Below are 26,668 nucleotides of genomic sequence, written 5' to 3'. Positions count from 1 at the left end.
CTTGAGGCAGAACTTGCCGCCGCCGTGCTCCCGCGGCTTACGCCAGAATGCGCTGGAAGAGGAGGTGGTCCTGCCAGGCGCCGGCAATGTTGAGATAGTCCGGTGCCATGCCGATCTGCATAAACCCGGAGCGCTTAAGGACCTTCTGCGAGGCTGCGTTGTGCCGGAGGGTGGCCGCCTGCAGCCGGTGCAGGCCCAGTGCCTCCCGCGCTGACTCGACGGCGCAGGCGACCGCAGCCGAGCCGATCCCGCGCCCGCCGTAGCCTTCGTCCACCCAGTACCCGAGGTTGGCGCTGAGAAACGGGCCCCGGACGATGCCACTGAGAGTCATCAACCCCACAATCACGTCACCGTCGGTGAGAACCCAGGGAACAGCCGATCCCGCATCGAACAAGTCCAGCTTGGATTGAATGCTTGCCCGTTGACCGTGGACGGTGAAGAACTCCTCTGCCCGCAGCGGCTCCCAAGGCGCCAGGTGCTCGCGGTTCCGCCGGTATGCAGCGCTCAGGGCCGCCGCGTCGGATGCTCGCAGCACCCGGACCTGGACGCTGCCGGCCAGGGTCTGATCGTTGGCACGCAAAAGCTCAGGCCGCATCGTCGTCGTCCTCGCTGGAATCGGCGCCACGGACGCTGACGCTTGCAACGCCTTGCAGGTCCATAAGCGGCAGGACGAGGTTGCGCAGCGGATGGCGTCCGAAGAACCGCACGTCCATGGAGACCATTGGCTTCTGCTCATCCCCGCTGCGACGGGTGCGCTGGATCGAGGAACTGAACCCCAAGGTGGTGGCGATCTCGAGGATCTGCCGCAGAACGCCCTGGCCATCCGCATGGTCGATGTGCATCACGCGGTTCCTGTCCACGGAAGGGATCCTGCCGGCGCCACAGGCGCCCCGGGGTCCATCACAAACGCGAAACCGTAGGCGGACACCAGGGTGAACGCGCAGGAGCCGAGTCCCACCAGCACATGGGTCCGGTAGCCGGCGCTCTTCTGCCGGACCTGGCGCTCAATGCCGATCAGCGAACAGAGCACAAACGTCGCAAGCAGCAGGCCGGCTTCCACCAGGCTTGTTTCGGTGAAGAATGCAAACATGCGGCCCACCTTACTTGGCCCGTGAATCAATGGCCGGGCTGGCCGGGAGCACTGCTGCACGAACCCCCTCTTTCCTCGGACGCTTCCGCCACCATAGGATCGAAGAACCGCGCCGCTGTGGCAGCGTGCGGCCGGCCTCGGTCGCCGGCTGTCCGGACGTCACGGCCCGCTGGGGCGCAGACGCGGGCCGGGCCAGGGAGGACACTGTGGAGGACCCCTACCAGCTGGAACGTTTCGTCACAGCCCAGGATTCAGACGAAAGCTACCGGCGTGCCCTCGATGAGCTTCGCGGGGGATCTAAGCGCAGCCACTGGATGTGGTTTGTGTTCCCGCAGCTCGCCGGACTCGGGAGGAGCGCGACTGCACAGCGGTACGCGGTGACATCGCTGGATGAAGCGAAGGCCTATCTGCTGCATCCGGTCTTGGGTCCCCGGCTGGTCGAATGCACACAGGCGGTGGCCGGCCTGGCAGGGCGCTCCGCCGTGCAGATCTTCGGCGGGATCGATGAGCGGAAGCTGCGCTCCTCAATGACCCTGTTCCTGCGGGCGGACCCCCGTGCGGGCATCTTCCGGGAGGTGCTTGCCGCATACTTCGACGGGGTGCCCGATCCGGCCACCGACCAGATCCTCGGCCTCAAGCGTCGACCCGAAGCAGGACCTGGTTAGGCTTCCGGCGTTGCCAGCGCCGTGATCATCCGTTCCAAGCGGGCGACACCGGCGTAGCGGCCGGCGTTGTCAGTTACCAACAGGGGCTCGAACCGGCTGGAGGCGGACCGCGTCATGGACCGGGCCAGGGCCTCGCTCAGCGGGGTATCCAGGTTCACGCGCATGCCGGGGTTGACCACGCCCAGCCCCGCTGCGGCCGGGGTCAGCACAGAAACCGGCCGCAGGTGCTCACCGATCAAAACCACCGACTCAAGTCCGGGGTTTCCGGCGAAGGCCTCCGCGGCGAGCACGACAGTACTTGCCGTCGTCGCAGATTCTAGGACATCGCGAACGACTGCCTTGCCGGATGCCGCTGGCTTCGAAGCGAGCCGGTGGGCCAGATCCAGATCGATGCCGGCCCAGGCCGGTGCCGGCCTGGCCAGGTAATAGCCCTGAACCAGGGGCACACCAAGAGAGACCAGAGCGTCGAGTTCCTCCACCCGTTCAACACCCTCGGCCAGGATCCATGCGTCGACACGGCTGGCAAAGGTGCCCAGCATCTCGATCAGGGCTCGCTTTGCTTCATCGCGGTCGACGTCCTGGATGAGGTCACGGTCGATCTTGATCAGGGAGGGCCGCAGCGACAACAGGTGCCGCAGTCCCGCGTAGCCGGCACCGGCGTCGTCCACGGCGATCAGGGCGCCGGCGGCACGCAGCTGGTTCAGGTCAGGTTCCAGCCCCACGTAGGAATCGATGGGGGTCTGTTCGGTCAGTTCAACGATGAGTCCACCCAGATTTCCTTCCTCCCGCCAGATGCTCCGGATCTCCTCGGTGCCCAGCAGCTCGGGAGAAACGTTGAGAGTCAGGAAGCAGTTGGTCGGCAGCGTGGAACGAGCCGCGAGTGCTGTCCGCAGGGCGGCCGATTCGAGTTCTGCAGACTTCCCATGGTCGCGGGCAGCGGAAAACCACACTTCGGGATTTTGCTCGGTGAAGCCGGGAAACCGGGCGAGCGCTTCATAGCCCACCACCGAACCGCGGGCTGTGTCGACAATCGGCTGGAACGCCGCTGCGAGGCCGTCTCCACGGCAGGCGACCGCCAAGAGCTCCTCCCAGTGCGGTCCCGCGGGGGCGCGGGCAGCGGGAGACGGCCGGCCCGCCGCGGGGCTGCTCAACTAACCGGAACGATTGCGCGGTGGACCGACCGGACGACTTCGTCGGGCAGTTCCACCAAGCCATGCGCGGCCGCTGCGTGCGCGGCGACGGTGACCAGGATTTCGTCTTCCGTGCTGCATACCCATCGGGCTTCGCAACCAGGTACTACGTCTCCACAGGCAAAAGATTTCACGTAGGCTCCTTGATATTTGACGGCGATAATGAATATTTGGCGTCAAAACTGTTTGACGGCGAACGGCACTACAGTACTGCCCTGAGCGGCAATACACGGTGATATGCGCCTGGCGGCTGCCTTTTATCCTGGCTGCTGCTCCGGTGCAATTGCTGCTTGATGTTCAGCTTTTGGCCCCGGTGTCATCCTCGCCGATGATCTCCCGAACCCAATGGGCTCCCGGCGGGCCGCGCCGGACTGCTTACCGCCTTGGCCTACCGAAGAGCTATTCGTGGCCCGTCATCGCACGGATGGGACTGAATATTAACATTTGCGCTCCAGCGTCCCGTCCCTTCCCCGGAGCAGCCTCAGCACCGTCATTTCCAGCATTTTCAACGTCGGCTGCCCGACGGAATTTTCCGGGCCGCCGCGCAGCACCGTTTAGGACGAGGCACTCGCCGCCCACCGGATGTTGAACCAGTTGGACGCCGGGGTGCTCCCGGGCCCCGAAAAGGACTGTCCAGCCGGGGAACAAAATTGAGCTCATCGCGGTGCACCCCGGCATGGCCCAAGGGCCGACCGGGCAGCGTTGACACCGCCGGTCAACCGGACTATTCTACAACCAAATGGTTGTAGATAAGCTAAGGGATGCCGAATTTGACCGCCTGTTTCAGGCGCTTGCGGATGCTACCCGCCGCGATATCGTCACTCGGGTGACGGCTGGAGAGTCGTCCGTGTCGGGGCTGGCGGACCACTACGCCATGAGTTTTGCCGCCGTACAGAAACACGTGGCGGTCCTGGAGCGCGCTGACCTGGTGACGAAGGAAAAGCGCGGACGGGAGCAGATCGTGCGCGCACGCCACGATGCCCTGCAAAGGGCCCGGCGGCTGCTCGATGAATACGAGGTGATCTGGCGGGACCGGGCCACCAGGATCGCAGAAATTCTCACCGAGGGATAGGAAGAGTTCCGCCATGGCCGTTATCAGTTCACACCAGAATGCCGCAGCCCTCAGTTTCACCGTCATCGCCGAGTTCGACGCCGGCATCGAGCGCGTCTGGCAGCTCTGGGAGGACCCGCGCCAGCTGGAGCGCTGGTGGGGCCCGCCCACGTGGCCTGCGACCTTCGAGAGCCACGACTTTGTGCCCGGCGGGAAGGCCAGTTACTACATGACCGGACCCGACGGCGAAAAAGCCCGCGGCTGGTGGCGGTTCACCGCCATCGAGGCTCCGCACCGCCTGGAGTTCGACGACGGTTTTGCTGATGACAACGGCGACCCGAACCCCGACCTGGGCACGAGCCATGCAGTGATGAGGCTGGCGGCAGTCGAAAACCGCACCCGGATGACAGTGGTGTCGACCTTTGACTCGGCCGCCGCACTGGAACAGGTCCTCGCCATGGGCATGGAAGAGGGCATGAAGCAGGCCCTCGGCCAGATCGACGGCATCCTCGCCGGCTCAGGCCCCGCCTGACCACCACCGTCCGCCCCGCAGCTCCGGAGCGGAACGAGGGGCCCCGGCAAAGAAAAAGTCTCCGGAACCTATTGGTTCCGGAGACTTTTTCAAGGGTGGCAGATGAGGGATTCGAACCCCCGTAGGCGTTGCCAGCTGATTTACAGTCAGCCCCCTTTGGCCGCTCGGGTAATCTGCCGAACTTCAAAAGAAGATCACTCCCGGCCGCTATCTACAAAACGCCTGTTTCCAGTCCGTTCCGCTTCCAGTAACCGCGGGCAAGACAACTTTACAGAACTTCCGCCGAAGAATCGAATCGGCGGTCTGCCACCTCAAAAAGCCTGGAAACTCAGGCCTCGCCTAGGATGCGGCCGGCGAGTTTCGCCTCGAACCTTGCGGCCTGTTCCTCGGTGACCTGGTTCAGCTGGATGGCCCGCGCCAAGTCCGCATGAACACCATCCAGCCTCGCCGAGGCATCGGCGGCGGGGCTGAAAATGATCGAAGCCGCCAGTGTTGCGGCAGCCACCGAGGTCGCGGCGGCGGCAATTCCGCCAACTGCCGCCGCGGTGGAGCTAATGACGTACCGGACGGCCTGGTTTTGCATAAGGTCTACCTTTCGGGGAACTCTTCCAACTCCCGCAACTCTGCGCGCCGAAACTTCGTTCCCGCCCTGACTCAGCTTTGAGCGGACTGTGAAAGCGGCGGATCGCGGCGCCTTCAGATCGGGGCATCCGTACTAGGCTGGATTACAGACCCCAGAGCCCCTCGACGGGCACCCCAACGATCAGGAGGACAGTCATGGCAGGCGAATCCACATTCGACGTCGTCAGCAAGGTAGACAAGCAGGAAGTCGCCAATGCGATGAACCAGGCGCAGAAGGAACTGGTCCAGCGCTACGACTTCAAGGGAGTCGGCGCCGAGGTTGATTTCAGCGGCGAGAAGATCCTGATGAAGGCCAACTCCGAAGAGCGTGTGCTGGCCGTCCTGGACGTGCTGCAGTCCAAGCTGATCCGACGCGGCATCTCCTTGAAGTCGCTGGACACGGGTGAGCCGTATCCCTCCGGCAAGGAGTTCCGGCTCGAGGCCACCATCAAGGAAGGCATCGAGCAGGATCTCGCCAAGAAGATCAACAAGCTGATCCGCGACGAGGGTCCCAAGTCCGTCAAGTCGCAGATCCAGGGCGACGAGCTGCGCGTGACTTCCAAGTCCCGCGACGACCTCCAGGAAACCATGAACCTGCTCAAGGGATTCGACGAGGCAGACCTGCAGTTTGTGAACTTCCGCAGCTAAGAGCCTGCCGCGGCACAAAGTTGCCGACGACGCGCGAAAGGGCTGTCGATGCCGTAATACCGGCATCGACGGCCCTTTCGCGCAGCACGGGCACTTCTCGGCGTCAGGGAGGGTCGCCGCCCGCCGGTGCCGGGCCAGCGCCTAGCCCGATTGCCGGCCGGCCATCCGCTCAAGCCGGCCGATCCTCTCGCTCATCGGCGGATGCGTCGAGAACATCTTCGCTACGCCGCCGGCGCGGAACGGATTCGCGATCATCAGGTGCGAGGCGTTAACCAGCCGCTGGTCCTGCGGCAGCCGCGCCAGTTGCACGCCCTGCTCAATCTTGCGCAGGGCGGAGGCGAGCGCCAGCGGATCACCCGTGAGCTTGGACCCGTCCTCGTCGGCGTCGAACTCCCGGGTCCGGGAAATGGCCATCTGGATCAGCGAGGCGGCAAAGGGTGCGAGCAGCGCCATCGCGATCGCGGCGATGGGGTTGGCATTGCGCCGGTCCCCGCCGCCGAACAACAGGAACATCTGGGCCACGGAGGTAATAACCCCGGCGACGGCCGCAGCCACGGACGAAGTCAGGATGTCCCGGTTATAAACGTGCATCAGCTCGTGGCCCAGCACACCGCGCAGTTCGCGGTCGTCCAGCAGCCGGAGGATGCCTTCCGTGCAGCACACCGCCGCGTTCTGCGGGTTCCGTCCGGTAGCGAAGGCATTTGGCGCCATTGTCGGCGAGAGGTAGATCCGCGGCATGGGCTGCTGTGCCGTGGCCGAGAGCTCTTGGACAATCCGGTGCAGTTGCGGCGCCTCGGCCTCCGTCACGGGATAGGCCTGCATGGACCGGATGGCGATTTTGTCACTGTTCCAGTATCCGTAGGCAGTGGTGCCAACGCCGATCAGGGCCATGATCCACAATGGCGCGGCGCTGCGCAGGCTGGCGGCCATCAGTGCGCCGATACCCAGCAATACCGCCCACAGCACGCCAAAAAGAGCGGCGGTCTTCAGTCCGTTGTGATGCTGGTGCAATGTTCCTCCCGCAAGTTGTCCTGCCCTGGACCCGGACCCGGACAACGTTTCGTTACGGCACCGGGTTCCGCGCGTCGTACCTCAGGAAGCCCGACTGCCAGCGCGCCACGGTCCAGGCCACCGCGATGCACAACAAGCCGCCCAGAAGCAGGACCCAGCCTTCACTAAGAATTTTAGTCCCGCCGCCCGCCAGCATGTCCCCCACCCTCGGACCGCCTGCCACCACCACTATGAACACTCCCTGCAAGCGACCGCGCAGGTGGTCCGGGGCCGAGGCCTGCAGGATGGTGGTGCGGAAGACGGCACTGACAGAGTCCGCGATGCCGGCCAGCCCGCAGCACAGGGCCGCCGGAAGCAGCCACCACGTTACGCCGCCGGCGCCGGAGTTCCCGGCAAGCACCACGACGAGGCCGAAACCGGCAATCGAGGCGCCCCAACCCATCACGGACCAGACGACGGCCGTTCCCTGCCGACGCACCGCCCCCAGCGGCCCGGAGAAGAGGCCGGCCAGGAACGCCCCAACCGCGGTGGAGGCAAGCAGGATGCCCACGGTGGTTTCGCCGCCGCCGATCATGACGGCGCCGATCGCGGGAAGAAGCGCCCGGGGCTGGGCAAGGATCATCGCGACGAGGTCAATCACAAAGGTCATCCGCAAGTTGGGGCGCGTGCCCAGGAACCGGAAGCCTTCGACGACGGAGCGCAGGCCCGCCGGCCGCGCATGCTCACCCGGCGGCATGGCGGGCAGACGCAGGAGGGCCCACAGGGCGAAGGCGAAGGTGGCGACGTCGACTGTATACGTCCAGGCGAAGCCGACGGAGGCCACGAGAAGCCCGGCCAGCAGGGGCCCGGCCGTTAGGGTGAGACCGAAACTGATCATGCTCAGCGCGTTCGCCGCCGGCAGGAGCTCCTTGCGGATCAACACCGGAATAATGGCGCTGCGAGCCGGCTGGTTGATGGCCTGGGCGCCGCTCTGCACAGCGACCAGAACGTACAGCAGCCAGATATTTCCCAGTTGCAGCCAGGCTTGCAGTGCAAGGCAGGCGGTGGTCAGCCACAGCACAGACGAAGCCAGCAGTGCTACCCTGCGTCGGTCGTGGGCGTCGGCGATCGAACCGCCCAGCAGGCCACCGATCACCAACGGGACCAGGGCGAAGATGCTCAGCAGTCCAACGTACAGGCTGTCCTGGGTGAGCCGGTAGACCTCCAGGCTCACGGCGACCAGGGTCAGTTGGCTGCCCAGCGCGGCGACGGCGGACCCGAGCCACAGGCGGCGGAACGCCGGACTCTCGCGCAAGGGCGTAATGTCCGCCAGATATTTCCCCACCCGGATACTCTAGCGGCGGCGGAAGGGCCGGCCGGTGTTCCGGACGTCCGGCGCGGTCTGGGGGTCGCCCTTGGGACGGGGTCGCTAAGGGGGTGCGTAGTTAGCCGAGCCTTATTGCGATCGAATCATAATAAGTGTTTGAATGGTGCCATGACGGTTTCGACAGGCAGCCAGGCAGCATGGGCTGCTGCCCTGCGCGCCCATGGCCGCCGCGTGACCAAACAGCGGCTGGCCGTCCTTACCGCCGTCGAGCATCTCCCGCATTCACCGGCCGAGCACATCCTGGCCGCCGCACGCCGGGAACTTCCCGAGTTGACCGCACAGTCCGTCTATGTTGTCCTCGGCGACCTGACCGAGTTGCAAATGCTGCGCCGCTTCGAGCCGCCGCACTCTCCCGCCCTGTACGAGACGAGGGTGGGCGATAACCACCACCATGCTGTCTGCATCGGTTGCGGCCGGGTGGAGGACGTCGATTGCGCCGTCGGCCATGCCCCGTGCCTGACACCCAACTGGGATACCAACGCCCGGCCGATGAGCATCCAGATCGCCGATGTGCTCTACCAGGGCGTCTGCCAGGACTGCCAGGAAACCCAACAACTTCCCGCCACCTCTGAAAACAAGTAATCCACCAAGGAGAATGATGACTGCGAACCTTTCCGCGCCCATCCCGCACACCGCGACCACTACCCAGACCGGAGCCCCCGTCGCCTCCGACGAGCACTCGCTGACCTCCGGTGCCGACGGTGCCACCGCGCTGCACGACCGTTACCTGGTCGAGAAGCTGGCACAGTTCAACCGCGAGCGGATTCCGGAGCGCATCGTCCACGCCAAGGGTGGCGGCGCCTTCGGCACCTTCACGGTGACCGGCGACGTTTCCCGGTACACCCGCGTAGCTGCGTTCCAGCCGGGCGCCCAGGTTGGCACGGCCATCCGCTTCTCCTCCGTCGCCGGCGAGCAGGGCTCCCCCGACACCTGGCGCGATGTCCGCGGTTTCGCGACCCGCTTCTACACCCCCGAGGGAAACCTGGACATCGTGGGCAACAACACCCCCGTGTTCTTTATCAAGGACGGCATTAAGTTCCCGGACTTCATTCACTCGCAGAAGCGCCTGCCGGGTTCCGGTCTGCGCGATGCCGACATGCAGTGGGACTTCTGGACGCTCTCCCCCGAGTCCGCCCACCAGGTCACCTACTTGATGGGTGACCGCGGACTGCCCCGCTCCTGGCGCGAGATGCACGGTTTCTCCTCCCACACCTACCTGTGGACGAACGCCGCGGGCGAACGCTTCTGGGTCAAATACCACTTCCGCTCCAACCAGGGCGAGCACAACATCACCAACGAACAGGCCGGGGAGCTTGCCGGCGCCGACGCCGACTACTACCGCCGCGACCTGTATGAGGCCATCAACGAGGGCAACTTCCCCAGCTGGGACCTGCACGTCCAGGTCATGCCTTACGAGGACGCCAAGACGTACCGCTTCAACCCGTTCGACCTGACCAAGGTCTGGCCGCACGCCGACTACCCGCTGGTCGAGGTCGGCCGTTTCGAGCTGAACCGCAACCCGGAGAACTTCTTCGCCGAGATCGAGCAGATCGCACTGTCTCCGGCGAACGTCGTCCCGGGCCACGACATCTCGCCGGACAAGATGCTCACGGCACGTGTGTTCTCCTACCCGGATGCGCACCGCTACCGCGTGGGCACCAACTTCAACGAACTGCCGGTCAACCGACCGGTCTCGCCGGTGAACAACTACTCGCAGGACGGCTCGCTGCGCCACGGCTACAAGCCGGCAACGGCCCCCGTCTACGCGCCGAACTCCTTCGGCGGTCCCGTGGCCGACCCGGCCCGCGCCGCTGAGGGTTCCTGGGAATTCGACGGCGCCCTGATCCGCACCGCAGCGACCCTGCACTCCGAGGACAGCGACTTCGGCCAGGCCGGCACGCTGTACCGCGACGTCTTCGATGAAGCAGCCAAGGCCCGCTTCCTGGACACCATCACCGGTGCCGTCGGCGGGGTGCAGAACGCTGCGATCAAGGAACGCGCCATCCAGTACTGGACCAACGTCGACGCCGGACTCGGCGCGAAGCTGCGCGCCAACCTGGGTGCCGGCGCTGCCAGCTCCGAGGCTGAGGCAGCCAACAAGATCTGATCCTCTTGTTGGCGGCTGCCGCGTAACGCCGAAGTCGCCGGAGCCGTGCCAGTTCGTCGGAGGTTTCCGGCGAACTCGCACGGTTCCGGCGACTTCGCTGTGTCGGGACCGGCCACTCCCTGATCAGGAGCGGGTGAGGGCAGCGTTCCTGTCGCCGGGGCCGTTAACCGAAGCCTTGGCCTCGGCGAATTTCTCGTTCAACCGGGAGTGCCGCTGGCCGTAGGAGAAGTAAATAATCACACCGATCACGAGCCAGCCGGCGAAGAAGATCCACGTCTCCACGGCCAGGTTGGTCATCAGATACAGGCACAGCACTGCAGAGACAATCGGCAGGACCTTCCCCAGCGGCACGCGGAACGCCGGTTTCAGGTCCGGCCGCTTCTTACGGAGCACCAGCACTCCGATGCTCACCGTCACAAATGCCGAGAGCGTGCCGATGTTGATCATTTCCTCCAGCAGGTCCACGTTGGTGAGTCCGGCGACGACGGCAACGGCGGCTCCGCAGATGATCTGCAGCCGGACCGGCGTCGCGCGGATGGTGCTGGTCTTGGACAGCGAGCGGGGAAGCAGGCCATCGCGGCTCATGGCCAGCACCACCCGGGAGAGGCCCATCAGCAGCACCATGATCACAGTTGTCAGGCCCACCAGGGAGCCGAAGGCGATGACCTTGGCCGCGTCGTTATTGCCAACAGCCTCGAACGCCGTGGTGAGGGTCGGGTTCTTGGCCTCGGCCAGTTCGGTGTACGAGACCATGCCGGTCAGCGCCAGTGAGACCAGGATGTACAGCACTGTGACGACGGCGAGGCCGCCGAAGATGCCGCGGGGCAGGGTCTTCTGCGGGTTCTTAACCTCCTCGGCCGAGGTGGCAACAACGTCAAAGCCGATGAAGGCGAAGAAGACCAGGGCGGCGCCGGCGAAGATGCCCAGCGTGCCGTACTGCGCCGGGGCAGCCCCAGTAAGGAAGCCGAAGAAGGACTGCTTCATGACGTCGGCGGCGCCGGTGCCCCCGGTGGGCTCGGACGCCGGAACGAAGGGCGCGTAGTTCTCGAACTTCACGTAGCTGAAGCCCACCACGATGACAAAGAGCACAACTGCGATCTTGATCAGGGTAAAGACGTTGCCGACGCGGGCGGACAGCTTCGTTCCCAGCACCAGCAGCACCGTAAACACGGCGACGATCAGGAAGGCGCCCCAGTACAGGTCCACGCCCGCCAGGGAGATCGACGGCGGGATGTCAGCGCCCATAAGCGCGAAGACCTTGCTGAGGTAGATGCCCCAGTACTTGGCGATCACCGCACCGGCGGTGAACAGTTCGAGGATGAGGTTCCAGCCGATGATCCACGCCAGCAACTCGCCCATGGTGGCGTAGGTGAAGACGTAGGCGGAGCCGGCGACCGGAATAGCCGTGGCGAACTCGGCGTAGCACATGATGGCCAGGGCACACGTGACGGCGGCAATGGCGAAGGACAGGGTCACGGCGGGGCCGGCGAAGTTTGCGGCCGCCTTGGCGCCCACCGAGAATATACCGGCGCCGACAGCGACGGCGACACCCATAATCATCAGGTCCCAGGAGCTGAGCGAGCGCTTCAACTTGCGTCCGGGTTCCTCGGCGTCCGACATGGACTGCTCAATCGATTTGGTCCGGAATAGATTCATGGCAAAGTCCACATTCTTGGTAGCTGGGTGGAAACAACCTGTCCATAGTAGTGTCCATCCACTGGACGGCCATTTTCATCCCGCATAGTGAGACCAGAAAGCGGGCCGCGCAGGGTAGCTGCACGGCCCGCTCGCGGATCATCCGCCCGGTTCCAGGCCCGCCTAAACCGGCCAGTCCATCAGCTTTGACCGGATCAGGAACCGTTTGCCCTCAGGTGCTTCCACCGAGAAACCACTCCCCCGGCCGGGAACGACGTCCACGGTCAGGTGCGTGTGGCTCCAGTAGTTGAACTGTTCCTTCGACATCCAGAACTCAATGGGCTGCGGCTGCAGGCCATCCGAGATGTCGAACAGGCCAAGTTGCACGTCGGAGTCACCGGTGATGAATTCCCCTGCGGGGTAGCACATCGGGGAGGAGCCGTCACAGCAGCCGCCGGACTGATGGAACATCAGCGGCCCGTGTTGGAGCCACATCTTGCGCAGCAGCTCCACCGCGGCCGGAGTGAGCGCCACCCGGGAGAAGTCTTCCCCGGGAAGGGTCACTGCGGCGTCGAGTTTTGTCCCGGACATTAGCATTCTTCCTTCGTCAGTATTTGATGACCACACGGCCGTCGATCTTGGCGTGCTTCATTTCGTCGAGGACGGCATTCACTTCCGAGAGTTCCCGGGTGGAGACCGTGGGCCGGATCTTGCCCTGGGCGTAGAAGTCCAGCGCCTCCTCCAGGTCCTGCCGGGTACCCACAATGGAGCCGCGGACGGTCAGGCCCTTGAGCACAATCTCAAAGATCGGCGCCGGGAAGTCGCCCGGCGGCAGGCCGTTGAACACAATCGTCCCGCCGCGCCGGGCCATGCCGATCGCCTGGCCGAATGCCGACGGGTGCACCGCTGTGACCAGGACTCCATGGCAACCTCCTGTTTCGCGCTGGATAACTTCGGCCGGATCCTCGTGCAGGGCATTGACGGTCAGTTCGGCCCCGTGCTTCTTGGCGAGGGCGAGCTTGTCGTCGGCAATGTCAACCGCGGCGACACGCAGGCCCATCGCCACCGCATATTGGACGGCGATGTGGCCGAGTCCGCCGATGCCCGAGATCGTGACCCACTGGCCCGGCCTGGCCTCGGTCATCTTCAGGCCCTTGTACACCGTCACGCCGGCGCACAGCACGGGAGCCACCTCCACGGGGTCCGAGCCGGCCGGGATCCTGGCGGCGAAGCGGGTGTCCACCAGCATGTACTCGCCAAATGAACCATCCACGCTGTAGCCGGCGTTCTGCTGCGCTTCACACAGGGTCTCCCAACCGGTCCGGCAGTACTGGCAGTCGCCGCAGGCGGACCAAAGCCAGGCATTGCCGACGAGGTCGCCGACGGCCAGGTCCGTCACGCCGGCGCCGAGGGCAACGACTTCACCGACGCCTTCATGTCCGGGGATAAACGGCGGGCTCGGCTTCACCGGCCAATCGCCTTCCGCGGCGTGCAGGTCCGTGTGGCAGACTCCGGTGGTCAGGAGCTTTACCAGCGCTTCACCCCGGCCCGGCACGGGGACGGGCAGGGTCTGGATCTGCAGGTCCTTGCCGAATTCGGTCACTACTGCGGCCTGCATTGTCGTCGTCGTCGTTGTCGTCGTCATAGCGAAATCCTTGCGTCATAAAGCGTGTGTGTAACCAAAGGCATGTGCAGTGGGCCGGCATCCTTCCGCTGAGGTGCACAACTGGTGCGGTCGGGGCGGATCCATCCTGATCCGCCCCGACCGGGTTTGGTGCGGCTTAGAAGAAGCCGAGCTTGTTCTCGTTGTAGCTGACCAGGAGGTTCTTGGTCTGCTGGTAGTGGTCCAGCATCATCGAGTGGTTTTCGCGGCCGATGCCGGATGACTTGTAGCCGCCGAACGCAGCACCCGCCGGGTAGGCGTGGTAGTTGTTTACCCACACCCGGCCGGCCTGGATCTCACGCCCGGCGCGGTAGGCTACGTTGCCGTTGCGGGACCAGACGCCGGCGCCGAGGCCGTAGAGGGTGTCGTTGGCGATGCCCATGGCGTCGTTGTAGTCGCTGAAGCGGGTCACGGAGACCACAGGGCCAAAGATTTCCTCCTGGAAGATCCGCATCTTGTTGTGACCTTCGAAAATGGTCGGCTGGACGTAGTAGCCGCCGGCCAGGTCGCCGGGCATTTCGGCCCGGGCACCGCCGGTGAGGATCTTGGCACCCTCCTGCTTTCCGATGTCGATGTAGGAGAGGATCTTTTCCAGCTGGTCGTTGGACGCCTGGGCGCCGAGCTGGGTTTCGGTGTCCAGCGGGTTGCCTTGGATGATCTTCTCGACCCGGGCCACGGCGTCGGCCATAAAGGAATCGTAGATGTCCTCCTGGACCAGGGCGCGGGAGGGGCAGGTGCAGACTTCGCCTTGGTTGAAGGCAAAGAGAGTAAAGCCTTCCTGGGCCTTGTCGTAGAACGCGTCGTTGGTGTCGGCCACGTCGTTGAAGAAGATGTTGGGGCTCTTGCCGCCCAGTTCCAGCGTGACCGGGATGAGGTTCTGGCTGGCGTACTGGCTGATCAGCCGGCCGGTGGAGGTTTCGCCGGTGAAGGCGATCTTGCGAATCCGCGGGCTGGAGGCCAGCGGCTTGCCGGCCTCGACGCCAAAACCGTTGACCACGTTCAGGACGCCGGCCGGGAGCAGGTCGCCGATGAGTTCCATCAAGACCAGGATCGAGGACGGAGTCTGCTCGGCCGGCTTCAGGACCACTGCGTTGCCTGCGGCGAGGGCCGGGGCGAGTTTCCAGACGGCCATCAGGATCGGGAAGTTCCAGGGGATGATCTGGCCGACGACGCCGAGGGGCTCGTGGAAGTGGTACGCGGTGGTGTCCTCGTCGAGCTGGGACAGCCGGCCTTCCTGGGCCCGGACGGCGGAGGCGAAGTAGCGGAAGTGGTCGGCGGCGAGCGGGATGTCCGCGTTGAGGGTTTCGCGGATCGGTTTGCCATTGTCCCAGGATTCGGCGACGGCGAGCATCTCGAGGTTCTCATCGATGCGGTCGGCGATCTTGTTCAGGATGGCGGCCCGCTCGGCCACGGAGGTTTTGCCCCAGGACGGGGCAATCTTGTGTGCGGCGTCCAAGGCAAGCTCGATGTCCTCAGCGGTGCCGCGGGCAACCTCACAGAACGCCTTCCCGGTGACGGGGGTGATGTTCTCGAAGTACTGGCCTTTGACCGGGGCAACCCACTCGCCGCCGATCCAGTTCTCGTAGCGGTCCTTGAAAGTAACCTTCGAGCCCTCGGTACCGGGCTGTGCGTAAACAGTCATTGCTAGCTCCTTTGCTGTGCAAGATTGATGGCGGCCAGTTGCCGGCGCCACCGTTGCACTCAGCCTAGGAGCCAGGAGGTTGCAGTCAGGTTGCAGTGGGCGTGACCCGGGTCACGCTGCTCCGAAAGCGCACTTCAGGCGGTAAGTTCCGCCTCGAGCCGTTCCAGGTCAGCGACGATCGCGGCCCGTTTGGGCGAGCGCGGCGGCAGCAGCTTCAACGCCGCGATCCGGACCTCGACGTCGTCCCTGGCCTCGGGAAGCTCGGCGTAGCGCAGCAGCGACTCGGCGCTGCCATCCGTGAGGACCGCTTCGCGGAGCAGTGAACCGACCCGGTTCCGCAGCTCGGCGATGCCGGGGGCCTCGGAGCGCGGCAGGACGGCGCCGCGGTAGATCTCCAAGGCGATCCGGTGGGCGCCGCGCTGCAGGCAATTGAGGACCTGGACTGAGTCCGGCACCAGATCCAGCGGCAGCCGGTAGGGGCGCGACTCGGGAACGGCGTCCGGATTGAGCTGCTGGAGGACCTTTCGCAGGCGGACCATCTCGGCCCGCAGAGTCATGGTGGAGGCGTTTCCGGGGTACAGCAGTGCGCAGAGCTCCTCGGCGTTCAGGCCGTCCGGGTGGGTGCTGAGCAGCGCCAGGATTTCACTATGCCGGGCCGACAGCGCCACGGTGCGGCCGTCGATACTAAGCAGCGCCTGGTCCCTGCCGAGCAGCTGGAGGCTGTTGCGGTAGAGGCTGCCGGAGGCCACGGCCGGCCCCCCGCCCGAAGCGGCGGAAGCGGCGCCCCGCCGTCGTGCCGGCGAGGACTGGCGCGCAGCGGCCAGCTGCAGCCGTTCCACCCGCAGGTGCGCCTGGGCAGCGGCGACCGTCGCTTCGACCAGCGACAGTGTGTGCGGGGCGACGGCAGATTCCGTCCCGGTAATGTCGACGACACCCAGCAGGGCCCCGGAATCCGGATCATGGAAGGGAACTGCCGTGCAGCTCCACGGGTGCACGGAGCGTTTGTAGTGTTCGGCGCCCGCGATCTGGATGCCGCGGCCCAGGGCCAGGGCAGTGCCGGGGGCGCTGGTTCCCACCGTCGCCTCGGACCAGTCGGCCCCGGGTACGAACATCATGCCTTCGGCCCGGCGCCGCATCTCGGCATCGCCTTCGACCCAGAGCAGACGGCCCACTTCGTCCCCCACGGCGACAAGCATTCCACTCTCGTGGCTGGGCAGAACCAGGAGTTTGTGGATCACGGGCATAATGGCGGCGAGCGGATGCTGGCGGCGGTACTCTTCGAGTTCCTCTAGGTCCATGGCCAAGGGGGCCTCGGGGTTGTCCGGGTTCGCCTGCAGCTCCGCTGAGCGGCGCCAAGATTCCTGGATCAGGCTGCTGAGACCCGGGAGCTGCAGGTCCGCCGGCAGCACACGTCCCCGGGAGTCCAGTTGCTCATGGCCGGCGCTTGCATATTGCTGGCGCAACGCAGCGGGCAACCTACCCGCTGGCGGGAACGGAGCCGCCGGATGGATCACTTTCGTCATTGAACTCCCACTGGAGAGGCGCGACCACGCCGAAGGCAGCCACGTCCAGCTCAGTGTAGTGCGCGTTGTCAGTGCCCGCCATAGCTCGCCGGTCCCGGGCACTGTCGGAGCGTGGCCGGTGCCAACTGCGTGGACCAGGCGCCACCTCCGGCAGGGCGCCAAAGCGCCTTCGACGCCGCAACACCCGGTGCCCCAGCGTTCTTGCGCGTCGCGGGGTGAGCTGCGCCGCGTGGAGCAGGATTAGTCGCGGGAGATCTGCACCATGTCCTCGCGCGGAACCACCTTAACGCGCTCCCGGACGATTCCGTTGGCCTCGCCGGACGCCGACCACTGCGCGCCAAGGGCCAATTCGTGGGCGTCGAGCTTGTTCCAGCCTTCCCAGGTGGTGTATTCGACCCCGCGGGCTTCAAGGAGCTCGATGATCGCCTGCGGGTCCGGGTTCTGCGCCGGCGGCAAGCCCAGCCGGTCCTCGAGCAGGCAGCCGATGGTCTCCAGGGCGTCGCCCTTGGTGTGGCCGATCAGGCCCACGGGGCCTCGCTTGATCCAGCCCGTCGCGTAGATGCCCGGCACCGGATTGCCGTCGGAGTCCAGCACACGGCCGCCCTCGTTGGGGATGACGCCGCGGCGGGCGTCGAACTCCAGTTCGTCCAACGGCGAGCCGTGGTACCCGATCGCGCGGTAGACGGCCTGGACCGGGTAGTCCAGGAACTCCCCCGTGCCCTTGACGTTTCCGGTGCCGTCCAGCTCCATCCGTTCGAACGTGATGCCGGTAACCTCGCCGGGCCGTGCTGCGTCATCATGGACCTCCACCGGGCTGTGCAGGAAATGCAGGTGCAGGCGGCGGGAAGATGGCTCCTGCGCTGCGGTGTGTTCCTCGACGAGCCAGTTCGTGAGGGTGTTCACCATGGTGCGGATCTGGTTGTTGCCGCGGATCGCCTCGTCCGAGGCGTCGTCGAACTCGAAGTCCTCCGGGTAAAGGACAATATCGACGTCCCGGGCGTGCGAGAGCTCGCGCAGTTCCAGCGGCGTGAACTTCACCTGGGCCGGTCCGCGGCGGCCAAAGACGTGCACATCCGTGACCGGGGAGTTCTTGAGCGCCTGGTAGACGTTGTCCGGGATTTCCGTCACAAGCAGCTCGTCGGAGTGTTTGACCAGCATCCGGGCGACGTCGAGGGCCACATTGCCGTTGCCGATCACGGCGATCTCCTTGGCCTCCAGCGGCCAGTCGCGCGGTACATCCGGGTGGCCGTCGTACCAGGAAACGAAGTCCGCCCCGCCGAAGGATCCCGCAAGGCCCACACCGGGGATATCCAGTTCCGCGTCCTTGACGGCTCCGGTGGAGAAAATCACCGCGTCGTAGAAGGCCCTGAAGTCGTGCAGGGTCAGGTCGCGGCCATAGCTGACGTTCCCGAGGAAACGGATGTCGCCGCGGTCCAGGACCTTGTGCAGGGCGTTGACGATCCCCTTGATCCGGGGATGGTCCGGGGCGACGCCGTAGCGGATCAGGCCATAGGGGGCCGGGTAGGCTTCGAAAAGATCGATGCTGACCTCGAAGTCGCCGTCCTTGACCTCGTTGGACTTGGTGAGAATGTCAGCAGCATAGACGCCGGCCGGGCCGGCGCCGACAATCGCAACGCGGAGCGGACGTTTGGACGTGGTTTCGGCCGAGTTGGACACCGGAAGCCCTTCTGAGTCTTAGCGACGGCGCCAGCTCATGCAGCGCACAGTCTTCCATTCTAAATGTCCTCGGCCGCCTCCGGGTGCCCCGGTGACCAACGTCCCAGGAATCCCGGGCCCGGCGCTGCAGGCATCGGAGCCGAAAGCAGGAATACCGGCCCTGGAGGTGGTGTTATTGATCTTGTGCCTACCCCCGATGGATCCCCCGCCCCCACGTCTCTGACGACCAGGGGCGCTGCTGCCCCCGGCGGGGGTGCCCCGCAGCATGCCCCGGCAGCTCTCAAGGCAGTAGACACGGACACCACGGCGGGAATTGTCTTTGGGATCGGCGCGTACGGCCTGTGGGGGCTGATGCCGCTCTACTTCTTCCTGCTGCAGCCCGCCGGTGCGGTGGAGATCGTGGCGAACCGGGTGCTCTGGTCGCTTATTTTCTGCGTCCTGCTGATCACTGTCACCCGTTCCTGGCGGGTCCTGGCGGCCGCCTTCCGGAACCGCACCATCATCTTCCCGCTCGTCATGGCCGCTGTGCTGATCGCCGTCAATTGGCTGACCTATGTCTACGGCGTAACCACCGGACAGGCCGTTGAAGCCTCATTGGGGTACTTCATCAACCCGCTCGTCTCGGTGCTGTTGGGTGTGGTGGTGCTCAAGGAGAAGCTGCGGCCGCTGCAGTGGTCCGCCGTCGGAATCGGTTTCATCGCCGTGGGCGTCCTCACGGTCTCCTACGGCAAACTGCCGTGGATCGCGTTGACTCTTGCGCTGAGCTTTGGCCTGTATGGTTTCGTCAAAAAGCGCGTCGGTCCACGCGTTGATGCGATTACCAGCCTCTCGATCGAGACGATTGTGCTGGCGCCGGTGGCCGCGGCCGCCTTGATCGTCCTGGCGCTGACCGGCGCTGCGACGCTGACAACCAACGGGTCCGGGCACTTCTGGCTCCTCGCCGCCTCGGGCATCATTACCGCCGTGCCGTTGCTGTTCTTCGGAGCCTCCGCCAGGCGCCTGCCGATGACGACCATCGGCCTGCTGCAGTACTTCGCCCCCGTGCTGCAGTTCATCGTGGCACTCGCCGTGTTCCACGAACCCATGACCACAGACCGCTGGATCGGTTTCGGCGTGGTGTGGCTGGCGCTGCTGGTACTGACGGTGGACATGCTGCTGACCGCACGGAAGAACTCCGTACTGCGCAAACGGGCGCGCGCGGCTGCCTGATCCCGGAACCTGGGGACCCGCCACGGGCCGGCGGGGGCCGGGCCGATGCTCGCGATGGGTGTTCCGGTGCGTTATTGTCATGGCATTGGACGCATTAAGTTGGAAGCTGAGGTATGCCCGTGCCTGACCGGGATTTTGAAACCCCAGGCGGGTCGTTGATCGAATCCCTTGAGTTCGACCACGGCGGCATTCTGCGGCTCGTCTGGCGGCGGGGGGTCAGCATCGACGGCGCCGGCGCCCAGTTGGCCATGGACCGTGTTAACGAACTGTGCCGGGGGCTGCCGCGTCCGCTCCTGATCGATATGGCCACCACAAATTCTGTGAGCAGGCCGGCGAGGGCCGTGTTTTCGCGACCCTGCGACGCGTCGGCCATCGCCCTGCTTGGTTCCTCCCCCGTTGACCGTGTCCTTGCCAATTTTTTCCTCGGCGTCCACGCGGCACCGGTTCCGACGAAGTTCTTCACCAGCCAGGATGAGGCTGTCAACTGGTTGATGACGCGGGCCGATGCTCGCGAGTAACGACGACTGGCGGCTCGAACAACTGGTAGCAGGCATCGTCGTCCTCTCCTCCGGGGATCTGTCGAACCGGCTGGAGACTTCCCCTGCCCGGGACGGCATTGATGCCGTCACTACCGGCATCAATTTGCTCGCCGAAGAGCTCCAAAGCATGTATGACAGCCTGGAAGTCCGGGTCGCCGAACGCACGGCGCTGCTGGAAGACGCCAAGGCGGACCTGCGCCGGGTCATCAACACCGATGAACTGACAGGCTTGGCGAGCCGGTCGCTGCTGCGGGAGACAATCTCCCGCTCCGCCCTTGCGGCCGGGGAATCCTGCCGCCCGCCCGCGCTGATCCTGGTGGACCTGGATGCCTTCAGATTGGTCAACGACAGCCTGGGAAATGCTGCGGGGGACAGCGTCCTGGTGGAAATCGCCCGGCGCCTGAGGTCCGCCGCCGACGGGCAGCATCTTGTGGCCCGGCTCAGCGGAGACGAATTCGCCGTGCTGGTCAGGGACTGCGACCCCGAGTCCGTGCTGCAGCTCGCCGCCCGCCTCGTGACGGCCACCGAGGCAGCCATCCCGGCGGGCGGAATCACCGTAAACGTCACGACAGGAACAGGCGTAAGGTTCGGCGAGTCCGGGCTCCGAGCCGACGAACTCATCCGGGACGCCAACATTGCCTTGCACGAGGCGAAAAAACTGGGCCGCAACAAGTTGCAGGTTTTTTCCCCGGCCATGCACGAGACCGCGAAGGCGCGGGTCCATCTCGTCACGGAAGTACGGACCGCGATCGCCGCCGGCGAGTTTGAGCTGCACTACCAGCCAATCGTCGACCTGCGCACGGGCGGTGTCGCCGGAGCCGAGGCCCTGATCCGCTGGCGGCATCCGAGCCGGGGGCTGCTGGCGCCCGCTTCGTTCCTCGCCTCGGCGGAAGAAAGCGGCCTGACCGTGGAAATAGGCCGCTGGGTATTGGACCAGGCCATCGCACAGGCCGGCCGCTGGCGGACCGCACCGGGCCTTCCCGAAGATTTCCGCATCCATGTCAACCTGTCAGCTGTGGAACTCCACCACAGCGACCTGGCCGGGTACGTCCAAGGCCTGCTCGCGAAGTACGGGGTGGTGCCGGAACATCTCGCGATCGAAATAACCGAAACGGCGATCATGAGCGGCGGACCGGAAGTCTCCCGAACCATGGAAGCGCTCACCGGGCTCGGCATTCCCCTGGAGATTGACGACTTCGGCACTGGCTATTCGTCCATCAGCTACCTGCGGACCCTGCCGGCCCTGCACGCGAAAATCGACAAGTCACTCATCGATGGCCTGGTGCAGGACAGCCAACAGGAAGAATTCGTCGCTGCAATCCTGCAGTTGATCCACTCGGCGGGCCTTGGCGCCGTAGCCGAGGGAATCGAGCACCGGGAACAGGCAGAGAAGCTCAAGGAAATGAAGTGCGAATTCGGGCAGGGCTATTTCTTCAGCCGGCCTCTTGCGGTGGCTGATATGACGGCACTTCTTGCCGCCGGTGATCTGCACTGCTTCGCGTCCCCGGCCGGCAGCCGGGAGGGCCAGGGACGTCGCCGAGCGGACGCACCAACGTAATGGTCCGGCTGCCGGATGCACTGGCCAAATCCACCGACACCCTTCGGCTTGTGGTCCGGGTGGCCGCCCTGTCCCTCAGGTTCCCCCGGCACCCTAATAGCCTCTGGGACGAATTTTGGCGCGGTGTTGCGGCAGGTTCGCTGCGTGAGGCCGTCATCTGGGAAGCCAACGCGGAGGGAGAAATGGGCCAGCACCTTGCTCGTCTGGCCGGTCTGCTGGATACCGGGCTCCCAATCGTCGACCTCGGCTGTGGCACCGGGGCCCCGTCCCGGCGGCTCGCCGAGCTGTTTCCCGCAGTCGTCGGAGCCGACGTTTCGCCCGGAGCCGTGGCCGCCGCCACCTCGGCCAGCGCTGGGGTGCCGCACCTCAGATTCGTTGTCCTGGACGCTACGGACCCGGAAGCCGTCACTGGCCTTGCAGTCAATCTGGGCGAAGCAAACGTCTTTGTGCGCGGTGTGTTCCATGTCCTGAGCCCACGCCGCCAGGCTGCGTTGGCGCGGGCCATCGAACCGCTGCTGGGAACCCACGGCCGGATCTACCTGGTCGAGTCGAACGTCCCCGGCGGGGCCCTCGACTATCTGCGCGGGCTGGGTGCCACCGGACGTGCCATCCCCGCGCCCCTGAGGCAGGCCATCGCGACCCTTCCTAAACCGGGCCATTTTGGTGCACAGCAACGGGGCCGGGCGTTCCCTGCCGGGCACTGGACGGTGTTTGCGGACGGCGCGACAACCCTGGAGACAGCACCCATGCAGGACGGCGGTTCCGGCGTCACGATCCCGGCCTACTGGGCGGTTCTGGGCAAACGGCACAGCTAGCGGCCGGCCCCGGCCCGCGACGGCTCTGGCTGCGGCGGGCCGGGCCAGGTGTTAGTCCGTAGGGCTGGTGTTGACCCGTACGTAGTCGCGCGGGACCACCACCATGGGAACCGGCAGGGCCAACAGTACTTTGTGTGCCGTGCTGCCAATGAACAGTTTATTCTTCTCCGCCAAGCGGGAGGAGCCCACGATCAGGATCTCGCCCTCGTCCCATTCGAGGTCGTCGATCGCCTCCTCAATGGAGCGCCCGTGGGCAACTTCAACGCTTACCTGGTGCCCCGCCGGCAGCCGGCCGGCGGCCGCGGTGAGAACGGTATTGGCATGCACGTGCGCCGCATTGATGTTTTCGCCGCCGATCCCTTCGGCGTCGAGTTCCACGAGGGAAACCAGCCGCAGCGGGACGCCGCGGCGTTCAGCGGATTCGATCGACACCTCGATCGCCGCATCCGCCCCGCTGCGCTGGCCCACCGCGAGGGTCAGCCGCGTGATCGCTTCGGTCCGGCGGTAACCGCGCGGGGCCAGCGCCACCGGAACCGGAGAGGCATGGAGCAGGGCGTTGGCAGCACTGCCGATGGTGTAACGCTTAAACAGCCCGGCGCTGGCGGCACCAACAACGATCAGGCCGGCCCTGTATTCCAGGGCCGCGTCGATGAGGCCTGCGGCGTGCGAATCGGCTTGGCGGACATGGAACCGGGCCTCGATGTCCTTGGGTACAAGGGACAGGCCCTCCCGTTCGGCCCGGAGTACTTCCTGCTCGGCTGCGCTGATACGGCTGCCCTCAGGGTTCATCGCGACATAGGGCGTTCGCCGGTCCACCACGTAGACCAGGTCAAGGTGCGCGCCCTGGGCGCGGGCCATGGCGGAGGCCAGGGCCACGGCGTCAGCGCCGCGTTCGCTGGGAGTGTAGCCGACTACGTATCGCATGTATGAACCCCTTATGGGTCTGTGGCAGAAGCCAGCCTTGCTCCGGGGGTCCCGGGCGACGTCGGCCGGTCTGCGTTCCTGCAGTGGTAGGAACGACTCTAGCCCAGCAGGACCCGAATTGGCCGGGATGGTCAGCGGGATTTGGCGCCGCGCCCGGCAACGCTCCGATCCGACGCCGGGCGCGGCCCGGATTAACCCAGCAGGGCCCCGGACCGTGGTCCGGGGCCCTGCTGTTGTCCGGCCGGGGTTGTTGTCCGGCGGGCCGGATCCGTTAAGCGTTCGCCTTGACGGCGGCGGCCAGCACCTGGAGTCCGTCCAGCAGGAGCTCGTCGCTGATGACCAGCGGCGGCAGCAGGCGGATAACGTTCCCGTACGTGCCACAGGTCAGGATGATGACGCCCTCCTTCAGGCAGGCTGCGGCGACGGCCTTGGTCAGCTCCGGGTTCGGCTCCTTGGAGCCGGCCTGGACAAGTTCTATCGCCAGCATCGCACCGCGTCCGCGGACCTCACCGATCACTGGCTGTTCAGCGGCGAGTTCGCGCAGTTTGCCGAGCGCGATCTCCTCGATGTGCTTGGCCCGGGCGTTCAGGCCGTACTGTTCCATCGAGCCGATCGACGCCAGCGCCGCAGCGCAGGCCACCGGGTTGCCGCCGTAGGTGCCGCCGAGGCCGCCGGGGTGGACGGCGTCCAGCAGCTCCGCCCGGCCGGTGATCGCGGAGAGCGGCATGCCGCCGGCAATGCCCTTGGCCATGGTGATGATGTCCGGGATAACGCCTTCGTGGTTGACGGCAAACCATTCACCCGTGCGGCAGAAGCCGGACTGGACTTCGTCGGCGATGAAGACGATGCCCTTGTCCTTGGCCCAGGCGGCAAGAGCCGGCAGGAAACCCTCGGCCGGGACGATAAAGCCGCCCTCGCCCTGGATCGGTTCGATGATGATCGCGGCGACCTGGTCCCCGCCGATCTGCTTTTCGATCATCGTGATGGCGCGCTTGGCGGCCTCGGCACCGGTGATCCCCGGGTTTTCCTCGCGGAAGGGGTAGCTCATAGGCATCCGGTAGACCTCGGGCGCGAACGGGCCGAAGTTGGTCTTGTACGGCATGGCCTTGGCGGTCAGTGCCATCGTCAGGTTGGTCCGGCCGTGATAGGCGTGGTCGAACGCGACGACCGCGTCACGGCCGGTGGCCAGGCGTGCCACCTTGACGGCGTTTTCCACGGCTTCGGCACCTGAGTTGAACAGCACGGTGCGCTTCTCGTGGTCGCCCGGGGTGAGTCGGTTCAGCTGCTCCGCGACGGCGACGTAACCTTCGTAGGGGGTGACCATAAAGCAGGTGTGGGTGAAGTGCTCCACGGCTTCCTTGACCGCGCCGACGACGGCCGGGTCAGAGGCGCCGACGCTCGTTACGGCGATGCCGGAGCCGAGGTCGATGAAGGAGTTGCCGTCGACGTCGTGGATGATCCCGCCGTCGGCATCGGCAACGAAGACCGGGACGCTGGAGGCGACGCCGGCAGCGACGACGGCCTTGCGGCGCTCGGTCAGGGCGAGGGACTTGGGTCCCGGAAAGTCGGCCTGGACGCGGCGCTTTTGCTCCAGACGGTACGTGATGTCATGTGCGGTGATGGTCATGGGAAAGCCTTTCTAAGCGTGAAGTGGGGGCTAAGCCGGGCGGGCGGGTGAGTTAGGCGTCGAGCGCGCTCATCACGTGCTTGATGCGGGTGTAGTCTTCGACGCCGTACATGGAGAGGTCCTTGCCGTAGCCGGAGTGCTTGAAGCCGCCGTGCGGCATCTCGGCGGTGAGCATGATGTGCGTGTTGATCCAGACGGCGCCAAAATCAAGGTCCCGGCTGACGCGCATGGCCGTGCCGTGGTCGGTTGTCCAAACGCTGGAGGCGAGGGCGTAGTCGACGTCGTTGGCCAGCTCCACGGCCTCGTCCTCGGTGCTGAACTTCTGCACCGTGATGACCGGGCCGAACGTTTCCTTCTGCACAATGTCATCGCTCTGCCTGGCGCCCGTTACGATCGTGGGCTCGAAGAAGAATCCCTTCTCACCCGCCCGGTGGCCGCCGGTCTCGATCCGGCAGTTCGCCGGCAGGTGGTCCACTACTGCGGTGACGGCATTGAAATGGTTGACGTTGTTGAGCGGGCCGAAGTAGTTCTCTTCATCGTTCTGAGAACCTGTGCGCAGGGTCTTGGTGTGTTCGACCATGGCTGCAACAACGTCGTCGTGGACGTCTTCCTGGACCAGGACGCGGGTGATCGCGGTGCAGTCCTGGCCGGCGTTGAAGAACGCAAATTCGGCGATGGCCGCGGCGCTCTTCTTCAGGTCGGCGTCTTTGAACACGATGGCCGGGGCCTTGCCGCCAAGTTCCAGGTGGGCGCGCTTGAGGCCCTTCGCGGCACCGGACGCGACCGCGATGCCGGCGCGGACGGAGCCGGTGATCGAGACCAGGCCGGGGACCTTGTGCTCGACCATCAGGGCGCCGGTCTCGCCGGTGCCCAGCACAACATTAAGCACGCCCGCCGGGAAGATGCCGCCGGCGAGGCGGGCCAGCACGAGGGTGGATTCCGGCGTGGTGTCCGAAGGCTTGAGTACCACGGTGTTGCCCGCGGCCAGGGCCGGCCCGATTTTCCAGATCGCCATCAGGAACGGGTAGTTCCAGGGTGCAACCTGCGCGACTACGCCGATAGGTTCGCGCCGCACGTAGGACGTGTGGCCCTCGAAGTATTCTCCGGCGGACTTGCCCTCCATAATGCGGGCGGCACCGGCGAAGAACCGCAACTGGTCCGCCCCGGCGGCAACTTCCTCGGCGGCGATCAGGGACCGGACCTGTCCGGTGTTCCGGTGCTGTGCTTCGACGAGTTCGTCGCTGTTGGCCTCGACGGCATCAGCGAGCTTAAGCAGCATCAGCTGGCGCTGGCCCGGCGTCACATGCTTCCAGCTCTTGAAGGCATCATTCGCGGCGGTCATCGCGGCGTCGACGTCGGCCTGGACCGAAATCGGGGAGATGGCAACGACGTCCCCGTTCGTGGGGTTGACGATGTCCAGTACCCCGGTTCCGGCCGGGGTAGCAAACTCGCCGTTGATGAAGTTCTGCAAGGTTTGAACCACGGTGTACAACCTCTTTCACGCTGAAAGGACCCAATGAGACTGCTCCGAGCCTATGCCAGCGGTGCACACCAGGGAATAGTCACCTGCACACC

27 protein-coding genes and 1 tRNA gene are annotated in these 26,668 nt (G+C 65.5%); 10 read left to right on the top strand and 18 right to left on the bottom strand.

Features of this window, described 5'->3' with window-relative positions:
- Nucleotides 1-37 precede the first annotated feature (37 nt).
- From ABIB49_RS14110 to ABIB49_RS14100, 3 genes are read right to left on the bottom strand one after another with little or no spacing between them, the layout of a single operon-like run.
- Nucleotides 38-595 carry a GNAT family N-acetyltransferase gene (locus ABIB49_RS14110; RefSeq protein ID WP_226773964.1) on the bottom strand — a complete coding sequence of 186 codons (558 nt, stop codon included), beginning with the start codon at nt 593-595 and terminating at the stop codon, nt 38-40.
- Nucleotides 585-860 (bottom strand): hypothetical protein, encoded by a 276-nt coding sequence (locus ABIB49_RS14105; protein ID WP_309485678.1) that lies wholly within the window; start codon nt 858-860, stop codon nt 585-587. The genes ABIB49_RS14110 and ABIB49_RS14105 overlap by 11 nt, the downstream gene beginning before the upstream one ends.
- Nucleotides 842-1,090, bottom strand: coding sequence for an MgtC/SapB family protein (locus ABIB49_RS14100; RefSeq protein ID WP_309485679.1), 249 nt, complete (start codon nt 1,088-1,090; stop codon nt 842-844). Before ABIB49_RS14100 ends, ABIB49_RS14105 begins: the two co-directional genes overlap by 19 nt.
- Before the next feature lie 206 nt (nt 1,091-1,296).
- Here ABIB49_RS14100 and ABIB49_RS14095 point away from each other — a divergent pair, with 206 nt between their 5' ends.
- Nucleotides 1,297-1,755, top strand: coding sequence for a DUF1810 domain-containing protein (locus ABIB49_RS14095; protein ID WP_226773965.1), 459 nt, complete (start codon nt 1,297-1,299; stop codon nt 1,753-1,755).
- Here the strand turns inward: ABIB49_RS14095 and ABIB49_RS14090 are convergent.
- Together ABIB49_RS14090 and ABIB49_RS14085 are read right to left on the bottom strand one after the other, a co-directional pair.
- Nucleotides 1,752-2,906 carry an EAL domain-containing protein gene (locus ABIB49_RS14090; protein ID WP_226773966.1) on the bottom strand — a complete coding sequence of 385 codons (1,155 nt, stop codon included), beginning with the start codon at nt 2,904-2,906 and terminating at the stop codon, nt 1,752-1,754. The two genes, ABIB49_RS14095 and ABIB49_RS14090, sit on opposite strands and share 4 nt — an antisense overlap.
- Entirely contained in the window at nt 2,903-3,079 is a 177-nt protein-coding gene (locus ABIB49_RS14085) for a DUF1059 domain-containing protein (protein ID WP_226773967.1), read from the bottom strand. Before ABIB49_RS14085 ends, ABIB49_RS14090 begins: the two co-directional genes overlap by 4 nt.
- 605 nt (nt 3,080-3,684) lie before the next feature.
- On the opposite strand from ABIB49_RS14085, the gene ABIB49_RS14080 reads away from it, so the two are divergent.
- Complete coding sequence (locus ABIB49_RS14080; RefSeq protein ID WP_226773968.1) at nt 3,685-4,017, top strand: ArsR/SmtB family transcription factor; 333 nt, start codon at nt 3,685-3,687, stop codon at nt 4,015-4,017.
- Nucleotides 4,018-4,030: 13 nt separating this feature from the next.
- Complete coding sequence (locus tag ABIB49_RS14075; protein ID WP_226773969.1) at nt 4,031-4,528, top strand: SRPBCC family protein; 498 nt, start codon at nt 4,031-4,033, stop codon at nt 4,526-4,528.
- 96 nt (nt 4,529-4,624) lie between these two features.
- Here ABIB49_RS14075 and ABIB49_RS14070 read toward each other — a convergent pair.
- Together ABIB49_RS14070 and ABIB49_RS14065 are read right to left on the bottom strand one after the other, a co-directional pair.
- Nucleotides 4,625-4,706 (bottom strand) — tRNA-Tyr (locus ABIB49_RS14070).
- A 150-nt stretch (nt 4,707-4,856) separates the two neighbouring features.
- Entirely contained in the window at nt 4,857-5,111 is a 255-nt protein-coding gene (locus ABIB49_RS14065) for a hypothetical protein (RefSeq protein ID WP_226773970.1), read from the bottom strand.
- A gap of 194 nt (nt 5,112-5,305) precedes the next feature.
- Between ABIB49_RS14065 and ABIB49_RS14060 the strand changes: the two genes are divergently transcribed.
- On the top strand, nt 5,306-5,797 hold the full coding sequence (locus tag ABIB49_RS14060) for a YajQ family cyclic di-GMP-binding protein (protein WP_226773971.1): 492 nt from the start codon (nt 5,306-5,308) through the stop codon (nt 5,795-5,797).
- 141 nt (nt 5,798-5,938) lie between these two features.
- Here ABIB49_RS14060 and htpX read toward each other — a convergent pair whose 3' ends face one another.
- Both htpX and ABIB49_RS14050 read right to left on the bottom strand, forming a co-directional pair.
- Nucleotides 5,939-6,808 (bottom strand): zinc metalloprotease HtpX, encoded by an 870-nt coding sequence (htpX, locus tag ABIB49_RS14055; RefSeq protein WP_354157183.1) that lies wholly within the window; start codon nt 6,806-6,808, stop codon nt 5,939-5,941.
- Nucleotides 6,809-6,860: 52 nt separating this feature from the next.
- On the bottom strand, nt 6,861-8,132 hold the full coding sequence (locus ABIB49_RS14050) for an MFS transporter (protein WP_282468025.1): 1,272 nt from the start codon (nt 8,130-8,132) through the stop codon (nt 6,861-6,863).
- A gap of 150 nt (nt 8,133-8,282) precedes the next feature.
- Here ABIB49_RS14050 and ABIB49_RS14045 point away from each other — a divergent pair, with 150 nt between their 5' ends.
- Together ABIB49_RS14045 and ABIB49_RS14040 are read left to right on the top strand one after the other, a co-directional pair.
- Nucleotides 8,283-8,756, top strand: a complete 474-nt coding sequence (locus ABIB49_RS14045; protein WP_226774180.1) for a Fur family transcriptional regulator — start codon at nt 8,283-8,285, stop codon at nt 8,754-8,756.
- Nucleotides 8,757-8,772: 16 nt separating this feature from the next.
- Nucleotides 8,773-10,281, top strand: a complete 1,509-nt coding sequence (locus ABIB49_RS14040; protein WP_226774179.1) for a catalase — start codon at nt 8,773-8,775, stop codon at nt 10,279-10,281.
- A gap of 123 nt (nt 10,282-10,404) precedes the next feature.
- On the opposite strand, the gene ABIB49_RS14035 is transcribed toward ABIB49_RS14040, so the two are convergent.
- The 6 genes from ABIB49_RS14035 to ABIB49_RS14010 form a co-directional block, all read right to left on the bottom strand.
- The gene (locus ABIB49_RS14035; RefSeq protein WP_226774178.1) at nt 10,405-11,937 is read right to left on the bottom strand and encodes an APC family permease; all 1,533 of its coding nucleotides are present in this window, start codon (nt 11,935-11,937) and stop codon (nt 10,405-10,407) included.
- Between the two features lie 162 nt (nt 11,938-12,099).
- Nucleotides 12,100-12,507 carry a DUF779 domain-containing protein gene (locus ABIB49_RS14030; protein WP_226774177.1) on the bottom strand — a complete coding sequence of 136 codons (408 nt, stop codon included), beginning with the start codon at nt 12,505-12,507 and terminating at the stop codon, nt 12,100-12,102.
- A 16-nt stretch (nt 12,508-12,523) separates the two neighbouring features.
- Nucleotides 12,524-13,534, bottom strand: a complete 1,011-nt coding sequence (gene adhP, locus ABIB49_RS14025; RefSeq protein ID WP_226774182.1) for an alcohol dehydrogenase AdhP — start codon at nt 13,532-13,534, stop codon at nt 12,524-12,526.
- A gap of 163 nt (nt 13,535-13,697) precedes the next feature.
- The gene (exaC, locus tag ABIB49_RS14020; RefSeq protein ID WP_226774176.1) at nt 13,698-15,221 is read right to left on the bottom strand and encodes an acetaldehyde dehydrogenase ExaC; all 1,524 of its coding nucleotides are present in this window, start codon (nt 15,219-15,221) and stop codon (nt 13,698-13,700) included.
- A gap of 134 nt (nt 15,222-15,355) precedes the next feature.
- Complete coding sequence (locus ABIB49_RS14015; RefSeq protein ID WP_226774175.1) at nt 15,356-16,744, bottom strand: helix-turn-helix domain-containing protein; 1,389 nt, start codon at nt 16,742-16,744, stop codon at nt 15,356-15,358.
- Between the two features lie 240 nt (nt 16,745-16,984).
- The gene (locus ABIB49_RS14010; RefSeq protein WP_226774174.1) at nt 16,985-18,421 is read right to left on the bottom strand and encodes an FAD-dependent oxidoreductase; all 1,437 of its coding nucleotides are present in this window, start codon (nt 18,419-18,421) and stop codon (nt 16,985-16,987) included.
- A gap of 183 nt (nt 18,422-18,604) precedes the next feature.
- Between ABIB49_RS14010 and rarD the strand changes: the two genes are divergently transcribed.
- The 4 genes from rarD to ABIB49_RS13990 all read left to right on the top strand — a co-directional run bounded on the left by rarD (nt 18,605) and on the right by ABIB49_RS13990 (nt 22,542).
- On the top strand, nt 18,605-19,630 hold the full coding sequence (rarD, locus tag ABIB49_RS14005) for an EamA family transporter RarD (protein ID WP_282358532.1): 1,026 nt from the start codon (nt 18,605-18,607) through the stop codon (nt 19,628-19,630).
- 113 nt (nt 19,631-19,743) lie between these two features.
- Nucleotides 19,744-20,148 carry a DUF7793 family protein gene (locus ABIB49_RS14000; protein ID WP_226776176.1) on the top strand — a complete coding sequence of 135 codons (405 nt, stop codon included), beginning with the start codon at nt 19,744-19,746 and terminating at the stop codon, nt 20,146-20,148.
- Nucleotides 20,135-21,727: a putative bifunctional diguanylate cyclase/phosphodiesterase gene (locus tag ABIB49_RS13995; protein ID WP_282358538.1), complete on the top strand. Its 1,593-nt coding sequence runs from the start codon at nt 20,135-20,137 to the stop codon at nt 21,725-21,727. Before ABIB49_RS14000 ends, ABIB49_RS13995 begins: the two co-directional genes overlap by 14 nt.
- On the top strand, nt 21,727-22,542 hold the full coding sequence (locus ABIB49_RS13990; protein WP_283480241.1) for a class I SAM-dependent methyltransferase: 816 nt from the start codon (nt 21,727-21,729) through the stop codon (nt 22,540-22,542). Before ABIB49_RS13995 ends, ABIB49_RS13990 begins: the two co-directional genes overlap by 1 nt.
- 51 nt (nt 22,543-22,593) lie before the next feature.
- Here the strand turns inward: ABIB49_RS13990 and ABIB49_RS13985 are convergent, their stop codons facing one another.
- From ABIB49_RS13985 to ABIB49_RS13975, 3 genes are all read right to left on the bottom strand, one after another.
- On the bottom strand, nt 22,594-23,466 hold the full coding sequence (locus ABIB49_RS13985) for a universal stress protein (RefSeq protein ID WP_226776173.1): 873 nt from the start codon (nt 23,464-23,466) through the stop codon (nt 22,594-22,596).
- Between the two features lie 271 nt (nt 23,467-23,737).
- On the bottom strand, nt 23,738-25,093 hold the full coding sequence (gene gabT / locus ABIB49_RS13980) for a 4-aminobutyrate--2-oxoglutarate transaminase (RefSeq protein WP_226776172.1): 1,356 nt from the start codon (nt 25,091-25,093) through the stop codon (nt 23,738-23,740).
- Nucleotides 25,094-25,145: 52 nt separating this feature from the next.
- Nucleotides 25,146-26,576, bottom strand: a complete 1,431-nt coding sequence (locus ABIB49_RS13975; RefSeq protein WP_354157182.1) for a gamma-aminobutyraldehyde dehydrogenase — start codon at nt 26,574-26,576, stop codon at nt 25,146-25,148.
- Nucleotides 26,577-26,668 lie beyond the last annotated feature (92 nt).

It is taken from the genome of Arthrobacter sp. UYCu512, assembly GCF_040547075.1.
Classification (GTDB): Bacteria; Actinomycetota; Actinomycetes; order Actinomycetales; family Micrococcaceae; genus Arthrobacter.
This window is presented reverse-complemented; position numbering and strand designations above follow the sequence as displayed.